General features: G+C 61.3%; 5 protein-coding genes and 2 pseudogenes. 4 read left to right on the forward strand and 3 right to left on the reverse strand.

The features are described from left to right. The 3 genes and pseudogenes from CHB75_RS18445 to CHB75_RS18455 form a co-directional block, all read left to right on the forward strand. Window positions 1-384 (forward strand): annotated as a pseudogene (locus CHB75_RS18445) (DDE-type integrase/transposase/recombinase); the annotation flags it as partial. Between the two features lie 225 nt (window positions 385-609). Further along, window positions 610-906 (forward strand): annotated as a pseudogene (locus tag CHB75_RS18450) (transposase); the annotation flags it as partial. Between the two features lie 514 nt (window positions 907-1,420). Next, the gene (locus CHB75_RS18455) at window positions 1,421-2,497 is read left to right on the forward strand and encodes a hypothetical protein (RefSeq protein WP_089273229.1); all 1,077 of its coding nucleotides are present in this window, start codon (window positions 1,421-1,423) and stop codon (window positions 2,495-2,497) included. Window positions 2,498-2,621: 124 nt separating this feature from the next. Here the strand turns inward: CHB75_RS18455 and CHB75_RS18460 are convergent, their stop codons facing one another. The 3 genes from CHB75_RS18460 to CHB75_RS18470 form a co-directional block, all read right to left on the reverse strand. Beyond that, window positions 2,622-2,999, reverse strand: a complete 378-nt coding sequence (locus CHB75_RS18460) for an iron chaperone (protein ID WP_089273231.1) — start codon at window positions 2,997-2,999, stop codon at window positions 2,622-2,624. A 115-nt stretch (window positions 3,000-3,114) separates the two neighbouring features. Next, window positions 3,115-3,579, reverse strand: coding sequence for a DUF3291 domain-containing protein (locus CHB75_RS18465; protein ID WP_089273233.1), 465 nt, complete (start codon window positions 3,577-3,579; stop codon window positions 3,115-3,117). Next, a complete protein-coding gene (locus tag CHB75_RS18470) occupies window positions 3,576-4,076 on the reverse strand; it encodes a hypothetical protein (protein ID WP_089273235.1) in 501 nt (166 codons plus the stop codon). The genes CHB75_RS18465 and CHB75_RS18470 overlap by 4 nt, the downstream gene beginning before the upstream one ends. Before the next feature lie 155 nt (window positions 4,077-4,231). On the opposite strand from CHB75_RS18470, the gene CHB75_RS18475 reads away from it, so the two are divergent. Beyond that, window positions 4,232-10,432 carry a type I polyketide synthase gene (locus tag CHB75_RS18475; protein WP_141135148.1) on the forward strand — a complete coding sequence of 2,067 codons (6,201 nt, stop codon included), beginning with the start codon at window positions 4,232-4,234 and terminating at the stop codon, window positions 10,430-10,432. The last annotated feature ends 2 nt before the right edge of the window (window positions 10,433-10,434 follow it).

The following is a 10,434-nucleotide window of genomic DNA, read 5'->3' on the forward strand; positions in this document are numbered from 1 at the left end:
CGGGCAATGGTCAGCGATCGTATGAAGCGGGACCTGGCGATCCGCGCATTGGATATGGCTGTGGCGCTGCGACAGCCGCCCAAGGGCTGCATTCATCATACGGATCGCGGGTCGCAATATTTTTCAGGCGACTACCACAAGCGCCTGTCCAAACATGGCTGCGAAGTCTCGATGAGCGGAAAAGGCAATTTCTAGGACAATTCCATGGTTGAAACATTCTTCAAATCACTCAAGGTAGAGCTGATATGGCGCAACCGTTGGGAGACCAGACGCCAAGCCGAAGGCGCGATATTCCAGTATATCAATGGGTCCCACAATCCAAGACGGCGGCACTCGTCGTTAGCTGGCAAAAGCCCCTTGGCCTTCGAACGAAAGGCTGCCTAAATGAGTTGAGAGACCGGAACGCAAGCGCGACAAGACCAATGCGCTGAAGTAGGAAAAGGCCCAAGGCAAGGCTGGGAAGATCGCCGAGGTGCTGGTGAAAACCGACTTGGTTATCCTGCCCTCTCGGCAGCATGCTTTGCATGCGACTGCCGGGTAACAGATGAGCTCGGATATCTGTACCGCGCCGGGTTGCCGGAGACTTGAAACCTGAGAAGGATGAGAGTCATGGAAAAGAGCAAGATGGCAAACCGCTATTCACCGGAGGCCCGTGCCCGCGCGGTGCGGATGGTGCTGGAACATCAGAGTTCCTATGAGACGCAGGGCACCGCGATAGCGGCGATTGCACCGAAGATCGGCTGTATTCCGCAGACGCTTGCGGTCTGGCTGAGAAAGGCAGCGAAAGATGCTGGCGCGGCGGGTGGCACGGCCAGCGACGAACGCGATCGGATCAAGCTGCTTGAACGCGAGAACCATGAGCTGCGTGAGGCGAACGAGATCCTTCGCAAAGCATCAGCTTATTTCGCTGAGGCGGAGCTTGTCTGAGCTGAGGCGGAGCTTGTCTGAAAAGGCGCGGTCCTTTCGCCGACGGGCCCGACAGTTATCTGCGGTCGTCGCCCCTGATCCCGCTGATTTTGGCCTGCCTGGTGCTTGCGATGGGCACGGCTCAATGGAATATCCTGCTGTTCATGATGGTTATGGGGATATCCAACGGCTTCTCGCTCAACCTTTATGGCACGGTATGGCCGTTTGCACGGAAATCGAGATGATCCTCGCGCAACGGGATCGGCCGTGCCGATCCGCGCAGATCTTGCCATGAACGGTCCCGTCTAGGTTACGTCGCATAACCATCTGAGATCTGTCAACGTGGCCGCTCTTATATGCCGCCGGAGGAAAAATTCGCTTCATCGCGGCATTCGCAATCTCGGACAAGCGCCAATAAATCTCGTTGGGTATTCTGTGATCGTTCATTGTGAACGGACCGGTTGATGACAGACAGGATTTCCGGTGGAAACGCTCAAGCGGGGAGAACAAAATTATGGTCACGAAGATCCTGAACAATTTTAGCGAGCCCTACAAGCCAAGCGATCTTACGGCCTATCAGCGGTATGATATTTTGCAGCCAATTATCGGCGAAGCGTCGGAACTGTTTTACAAGTGTATCAGTCACGACCGTACCCCAGAGCTGGATGCCGAGATGGAGGGGGCCTTTACGAACCTTTTCCAGAAGGCGGCCGCGCGTTCCGGTCACGGCAATGTCGAAGAGATCCGGCGCAGTTTTCTGGCCTTCAGCGGCCTTGGCCTGCCCGGGTTGATGTCGCCGATCCCCCTTGATGCCAGCCGGGTGGCACAGAGTTTCAACGGCACGTGGGAACTGCGTCACCGGTTCACGGACGGCGGGCGCACCGGCTATGCCGAGCCCCGGCACAACACGGTCGCGCGGTCGCAGATCTATTACGATCTGTACGACAAGGATAAAAACCGCCTGCGTCAGTTGACAGTGATGTGGACAAAGGAAAACCACTACCCGCGGGAAAAACAGCTGCTTCGCGACATGCCGGGACGCCAGGATGAAGAGGAAACCTTTCTACTGGCGTCGCTCGTCGATATCCGGTTGCGGCAGTTGGACCCATGGACCGTGGAGTATACGGACGACGGCATGGTCTATGGCAATCATGGCGATTATTTGAATGGTGTGCGCTGTGTCAGCACGGCCTATATGATGCGCTTCGGCGCGTCTGAATCCCTGATCGGCGTGCCGGAAACGCGGATGGTGCTGCCTGATGGCACGCAACAACCTGTCTCTGGCATGTTCATCCTGCTGAATGTGCTGGGCGGCGGCCCCTCGGCCTTGTCCTTCCCGATGTCCGGGTTGCCCGAAATGAACGGAGACTTGCCCACCTTCGATACGGTTGACAGCTACATGAAGGTGAACTCCGACCGGCCTTTGATCGGGGGCTTCGAGCCGATCGACAAATATTTCGAACGGCTGCGCGATCCTCTTGGTGCTGTGAAGGGTCTGCAAGAGCGGTCGGAGCGCTTCGGGGCCGAGAGTGTGCATGGGTTCCACCCGCAATCGCTAGACAGTCTGGAAGACTACAAGCGCGATTACTGAGCTGCGCAAACAGGCCAGGAAGGTGGGCCATCGCGCCCACCTTTTCGAGTGCATTGAAAGTAACTTTTAGATCGAAAGTCTGGTCAGGGCTTGTGCGGGTGCACCGTTGCTGGCCCCTGATCTCTCAGCAGTCGATATCTTCGCCCTTGCGCCACATGTCAAAGGCGCGGGCAATGAATTCGTCGATGCGGGTCTCTTCGACTTTCTTGGATTTCGTAAAGCGGATACAGCCCTTGCCGACGTTCAGACCCTCCAGAAGCTCCCCATCTGGATCGACCTTCGAGGCGTTTCCGACATAAAGGCTGACGTAGCCGCGTTGTGCATTGAGGTGGAACGCGTAAGTATCGCCGACGCAATATCCCAGCATCTTGTAGTGAATCCGTTCCTCAAGCCGGGGCGCCTCTTGTTTGATCAAGGCCCGGATCTGCTGCAGTTTTTCTCGCCGCCAGTCGTCGTCCAACTGGTCGATATACTCCGAAGGGGTGTTTGCGTCAGAGAGCATGGAAACATCCTTTTCCTTTCCAACAGATCGTTTCTCGAAAACGATGAGAATAAAGATAAGTCACGCGTGCTTGGTCGCAAGGTGTCCCGGCCCGTCGGCGCACCCGGTGGGCGCGTCATTCGCGGGTCTGGTCGGACCCCTGTAGCACGTGGACACCCTGATCCGCACGAGAGACTCTGAGTGCCGCCAACCGAGCCAGACCTTCCGCCAGCGTCGGTCGTGTACCCGGATTGACTGACCACATCACCACATGCGCCTTATCGGGTGGCAGGAACCAATTGTGCTTGTGTTGGACAAAGTGGCGATGGACAGTATTGCGCAAAAAATCAGACAAGGCTTTGGCGTCGGTCCAGACGGACAGATTCACGATGTCGCGCGGATGCGGACCCTGGTTCATCCCGCCGCTCGGATCATCCAGCCGCCAGACCAACCCGGGGCTGCGGTCTGCAACACCGTTCACCAGATCGACGCCGCGCATGAAATCGGCCATCTCGGGGGCGTTGAAATCAAATCGCGCGCGCGCGATGTTTACCTGCGCCAGATGCATAGCGGGACCCGGTTCGTCGTGGTCAAGGGTCATTCCCGCACGCGCGTCAGAGTGAAGGTATCGACGCCCTCCCCGCTATCGGGGATGTCGTCAAAATCGTCTGACCGGTTTTCGGGGCGCACATATTTCTTTTCGCCGTCCCATTTCCACGTCTGCGTGATCCGATCCTCATCAATGAAGTGAAACGCCACGCCGGTCATCTTGAGCGCATCCGGATGCGTCAGATTGGATGCTCCAACATATTCGAAAATCACGTCATCCGCGACATCCAGCATTGCCCGCATCTTGGGTTGGTTGCCGAGGGTGCAGTAATGCGTCAGCACCAGATCCTCGCCTGACAGATGATACAGCGTGACCATCTCTTCATCCATCAGCTTGCCGTGCCAGTAGTGGCGATAGCGCTCGATCAATGCGCTGTCGTTGCCGGTAACTTCATAGGTCAGTCGGATGTCCTTGCCATAAGGAGAGCTACCACGCCAGGTTCCGGTCAGGGACTTCAGTTTTTCGAATGCTTGTGTTGCGCTTTGCATATGAACGGTCCTCTCCGATTGTCTCGTTCTGAAACACTACGGCCAAACGGGGCGCATCGGCCTATCCCAAACTGCGCAATTTGCGACAAGCGGCGCTCTCGCATCCTATTATATTGAAACGACATCCCGGCTTGTGTGACCGGCAGGGGGCTGCGTTGAACACGAAATCCGACTTTCTTCTGGCCACTGAGCGCAAGGCGTCCGATCCGCGCGATATCGCGATTGTGGGGTTGTCCTGCCGCCTGCCCGGTGCGCCGAATGCAGAGGCGTTCTGGCGCTTGATCGAACAAGGTGCAAGCGCGGTGACCGAGGTTCCGGCAGACCGTTGGGATGCCGATGCCTATTACGATCCTACCGGTCAGAGGCAGGGCAGCGCCTGTTCGCGATGGGGCGGGTTTTTAGACGATCTCGCGCATTTTGATGCCAGTTTTTTTCGGATCAGCCCGCGAGAGGCCAAAAGCCTGGATCCGCAGCATCGGCTTTTGCTGGAAACTTCGGTAGAGGCACTGGAACACGCCGGTCAGCCGCTCGACGCGCTCAACAAAAGCCGCACCGGGGTTTTCGTGGGCATTTGTACCAGCGAATATGCCAATCTGACCGGAGATGCGGACGATTATTCCCTCATCGACAAATATTACGGAACCGGTACGGCGCTCAGCGTCGCGGCGGGTCGTATCTCTTATGCGCTGAACCTCAGCGGTCCTGCGATCTCGGTTGATACGGCGTGCTCTTCATCACTCGTTGCGGTGCATCTTGCGGTGGCAAGTCTGCGGGCCGGGGAGACCGACCTCTGCCTAGCGGGCGGGGTCAATGTGGCGCTCTGTCCGTCGGTCGGCATCTATTTCAGCCAGCTTGGTGCCGTGTCCCGCGCACCGGAATGCCGTCCTTTCGACGCCAAGGCAGATGGCTATGTGCGCGGCGAAGGCTGCGCAATGATCGCGCTCAGACCCCTGAACGCGGCGCTCAGAAACCGCGATCGCGTCTTGGCGGTCATCCGTGGAAGTGCCGTCAATCAGGACGGTCGCAGCGCCGGGCTGACGGCCCCAAATGGCAAGGCGCAAGAGGCGGTTCTGCGGTCGGCGCTTGACGACGCGGGTGCAAAACCTTGCGATGTTATCTTTGCCGAGACGCATGGCACGGGCACACGGCTGGGCGATCCGATCGAGGCGCGGGCGCTTGGCGCGGTCTACGGGCGCGCTTCGGGGCGGTCTGCGCCGCTTGGTCTGGGTGCGGTCAAGGCCAATATTGGCCATCTGGAGGCGGCGGCGGGAATTGCCGGACTGATTAAGGCGGTCGAGGTCGTTCGGCGCCGGACCATCCCTCCGCTGGCCAATTACGTCCAAGCGAATGAGATGATCGACCTTGATGCCCTGGGACTGGCAGTGCCGAAAGCCTCCACGCCCTGGCCCGAAGGCGCAGGGCTTGCTAGCGTCAGCTCATTCGGGTTCAGTGGCACGAATGCGCACATCTTGCTGGGTCCGGCGCCGGAAGGCGGAGTGGCGCCTGCACCGTTGCGCCCGCAAATCTCGGAAACTCCCCGTCTGATCCTGCCGCTGTCGGCCCGGGATCCCGCTGCCCTGGCACCGCTGGCCCTAGCTCTGGCGCGCCGTTTGCGAGACGGCGAAGATGCCGCCGCCCTATGTCGAGGTATGGCGCTGCGGCGCAGCCACTATGCCGCGCGGCACTGCGTGAGTGGCGTGGATGGCGCAGAACTGGTCCAGGCGCTAGAGACGCAAACGCCCGCCACACCCTCGGCGGCAAGGCCTGCGCGCGGGCCGGTGTTTGTCTTTTCCGGGCAAGGTGGGCAATGGGCCGGGATGGGTGCTGCCTTGGCGCGCTGGCCTGCCGCCCGGGCCGAGATAGACCAAATTGATCGCGTGGTGCAGCGCCTTGCGGGATGGTCGGTATACACGGCAATGAACCGACCGGACGAGTTGGAGAGTCCAAGGATCCTGTCCAGCCAGATGGCGATCTTTGCGGTGCAGGCTGCGCTCAGCGCCTTGTTGCGCGATTGGGCGTTTCGTCCCGCAGCAGTGGTTGGTCATTCAATGGGCGAAATAGCAGCAGCGCTGACGGCGGGGGCACTGACACGGGATCAGGCCGTTCATCTGTGTCTTGAGCGCAGTTCCTGCCTTGCCGAGGGCGCCCGGAGCGGTGTTATCGGGGGAATGGCCCAGGTCGAAGCGGCGGCTGATCTGGTTCAACAGGTGTTGGGCGACCTGTGCAGTACAGCAGTGATTGCCGCTGTGAACGGCCCGTTATCGACAGTGATTTCGGGCAGCGCTGAAGCGGTGGAAACGGCAGTCGCGGCCTTTGCGGATCGCGAGGTTTTTGCCCGCATGGTCAACACCGACGGCGTGGCGGGGCATTCACCGCTCATCGCACATCTGGCCGGACCGCTGGCGGCGCGGCTGGACAATTTGCGCCCGCAACCGGGAAGCTGTCGGTTTTTCTCTGCCTGCGCCGGTGGCCATGTTGCTGGTGAGGCATTGGGTGCTGACTACTGGTGCCAAAGCCTGACCTCACCGGTGCAATTCGATCAGGCGGTACAGGCGCTGCTGGAGGAGGGCCATCGCGACTTTGTCGAGATCGGGCCCCGGCCGCTGCTTTTGTCTGCGCTGCGCAGCCGTCTCAAGGCCGAGGGCATGCAGGGTTTGCTGACCGCCAGCCTGACCCCGGACGATGCGGCCGTGCCTCATGGGCCCGATCAGATGCTTGCGGCGCTTTACACCGCGGGCCATGACCCCGACTGGTCACGGCTGATGGATCGCCAAGGTGATTGGAACGCGCCGCCGCCCTATCCATGGCAGCGCAGCTATCACTGGATCACCGAGTTGCGCCAGGATGCGGCCTCTGAGGAACCACTGCCCAAAGTGCAGCGCTCGACAGAGCGTGCGGTCAAGACCACCGGGGCGGCGCTGGACAGCCTGATCGCCCGGCATGACCGTTTTGGCATCCGTTCGCTGAACATGCGGTTTCTCGCCCCACGTCTGTGGCTGGCGGAAGAAGACAAGGTTGCAATCTATGGCTCTGTACGGGGGGCCACCTGCGTTGTCTGGGCCGTGCTTGGTCAACCCGAGGCTTGCCAGCGCGCGCTAAAAGATCTGCGCGCCCACGCTCGGAGCGCCGGGATTAGCCTTGCCATGGTGTTGCCAAAGGCGGATGCCGCTGCAATCGCGACGCGGCAAGATCGACTCGATGACTTTGGCCTGTCCCAGCATCTGACATTGGCAAGGTTCGATCCGACAGCTCAGGGATATCGGCGCCTGCGGTCGCGATTGGCGCGCTATGGGTCGGGTCCGGGGCGTGAGACGACGCAGTTTCACCCGGGCCTCGATGCCGCAGAAGACGCCCGGGTCGTGGCGCTGATCCGCGCCTGGATAGGGCTTAAGAAGACCCCTGTTCCGGCCGCCGAGGCTTTGGTCGGCGAAATCACTGCTGCCCGATTGCCCACCTTCCGCCGCCTATATGCCGCACGGGACGGCGCAGAGATTCACGCGCTTCTTGCGCTATGCCAGTTTGGAACCGGGGACGGCTGGCTCATGGATATGGAGTTTTACGACGCGACCACCCCGCCCGGCTGTACAGAGCGCCTGATCACGGATGTCGCCCAACATCTGCGCGAAGAGGGCGCGAAGGTCCTGTCACTGGGGGGCAGCTATAGCATACCACGGTTCATGGATGACGTGTCGGCGGATGGCGGCAACGGCGCGCGCAGCAACGTCCAATTCAAGTCGAAATACCGGCCCGAGGCTGAGGATGTGTTTTTGGTCTGTCCCAAGGACCTGAGCACGCAGGCGCAGCAGGACCTACTGTCCGCTTTGGCTGGGACGGTCGATCAAACCCGCTGCGACACGCGCGAGCTTGGCATCTTTCTTGGCGGAGGCAGCGGACTAAGGGATCATCCTTTTGACCTGCGCGACCTTGATGTTGCCGGTGACACGGCCGTCTTTGCGGCGCAAGTTTCGGTAAGGGACCCGCTTTTGGCAGATCACAAGGTGGGCGGGCAGCCGGTGCTTCCGGCGGCCGCCGTAATCGAGGCGGTCGCGACTGTGGCCCGCAGCAAAGCGCAGGGGGCCGGGCCGCTTGTCTTGCGCGACATCATCTTTGACCGCGCGCTTTCCCTTGGCGATGCGAGGGGGGCGGATATCCAGGTGCAGATTTGCCGGAGCTCCGACCTTGACCGCACCAGTATCGGAGCCGAGGTCCATGCGCGCAGGGTCGATGGCACCCAAGGTGGCTGGCAAAGGCTCATGCATTGCCGGATCGACATGCCGGACGCGGGGGCGATGCATAGCTTGGTGGGGAAGACCTCTGACCTGCGGCACGCCTGCGACCTTGCCATTTCTGTGGATCCAAAAGCTCTGAATGCGGGCTTTGCGGCGCAGGGCATCGACTATGGCCCGGCCTATTGCAATATCGACAGCCTTGCCCGGGACGGTCAAGCGGCGCTGACAGCGCACCTTAGCTGCGCGGATAGCGGCGATAGCGGCGCCTATACAGTCCAGCCGTTCCTTCTGGACAGTGCGATGCAATGTCTTTCCGCAGGTGCGGACGGCAACGGTGCCGTCATGCTGCACAGCGTCGAAGAGCTGATCATTCATGCGCCTGTCCCCTGTGAGGCACAGGTCAAGGGATGGTCCGAAGGCATTCCGGCTGCGGGGGGAGCTGCGGCGGAGTTCGACATCACCACGGCGCAGGGCGAGATAGTTATGACCGCGCGCGGCGTCCTGGCGCGACCGGTGGCCAAGATCGGGCCGCGCTGCGCGGTGATGCGCGCAGGGCCCGTGGACCCGCCACCGGGACCGCCAGTTCCCTTGGGCCGCGTGCAGGTAATCGGCAGTGGCGCGCTGTGCCGGGCTTTTGTGGCGGCGCTTGATTCGAATGCAGCGCCTGCGACCGATATAGCGGCGGGGGCGGATCATCTGGTGTTTGTCATTGAGGCGGAGGACACGGCGACGCTTGCGACGACCCTTGCGAAGGTCTGTCAGCACCTTGGTGTTTTGTCCGATACGGCTGCCACGCCCAAAGTCTGGATCGTCAGCAAATCCGAGCAGGAAAGCGGCGCTCCGGCCAAGTCGCTCGCCACCGCCGCAAATGGTTTCTCTGCGGTGCTGCGTGCGGAGTATCCTGATCTTTGGGGCGGCCAGTTCTCTATCGGCGACGTCTCAGACGCATCCGCGGCCCGCGCCGTGCTGCAAAGGATGGCGTGCCCCGATGGGGAAGACGCCTGGCTCATGTCAGCCGAAGGCACCTTTGTACCACGCTTGCATCTGATTGACGCGCCGCCAGAGCCTGCCTTTCGACCCGATCCGCAGCGCGCCTATCTTGTCACCGGCTGGACCGGCGGGTTGGGGGCGGTCATCATGGCCGATCTGATCCGCGCCGGTGCGGGCTGCGTCGTGGGGCTCGCGCGCGGCAGCGGCAATGCGCAAACCGTAGCGGCCCTGCAAGAGGCTGCCGATGTGTCCGGCACCAGGCTTTTGCTGCGCCAGGGCGATGTATCGCGGGACGCGGATGTCGTCGCGGGTCTGTCTGCTTGCCGCGATGTCATGCCATTGGGCGGCGTTTTCCATGCCGCTGGTGTGCTGAGAGATGGCCCGCTGGCGCGGCAAACGCGGGATGATTTCGCCCAGACCTTCGCGGCCAAGCTGGACGGTGCGCTGGCCTTGCACTCCGCGACCTTGCAGGACGATCTACAAGCCTTTGTGCTGTTTTCATCTGCGGCGGGTTTGTTCGGCCCGCCGACACAGGGGGCGCATGCGGCGGCCGCCTCGGCCCTGGACGGCATCGCCATGGCCCGCCACGCGGCAGGTTTGCCGATCACTTGCGTCGGGTGGGGTGCCTGGCGCGGCGTGGGTCATGCCGCCGAAGCGGGTCATGATCAGCGGCTCGACGACATCGGTCTTAGCGCGCTTGATGCACAGGAGGCGCTGCGGGTTCTCAACGGCTTGATCGCGGCAGGCGAACCCCATTGCTGGGTCGCACCGGTCGACTGGAAGAAACTGGCAGACGCGATCCCCGAGCTTGCGGCGCGGCCAATGTTTCAAGAGCTTGTGCCAAAGAGGTCTGTGGCAAGTGATCCGGTATCCGTGCCCCCTGTCGAAGGGGCGCAGTTCGGCTGCGCAGAAGACATGCTGGCCGACATCACAGCGCTTGCCGCCGCAACGCTGCTGACCTTGCAAGACAGGATCGACCCCGCGCGGTCATTAGAAGAAAACGGGCTTGATTCGATCATGATCGTCGAGCTTCACGAAGCGCTCGGCGCGCGTCACAAACGCGTGCTGCCGCTGATCGCCTTCTTCCGCGCCCCGAGCTTGGTTGATCTGTCCGACACTCTGGCAGGCGCGGGATGACG

Origin of the sequence: Puniceibacterium sediminis, assembly GCF_900188035.1 — a bacterium.
Classification (GTDB): domain Bacteria; phylum Pseudomonadota; class Alphaproteobacteria; order Rhodobacterales; family Rhodobacteraceae; genus Puniceibacterium; species Puniceibacterium sediminis.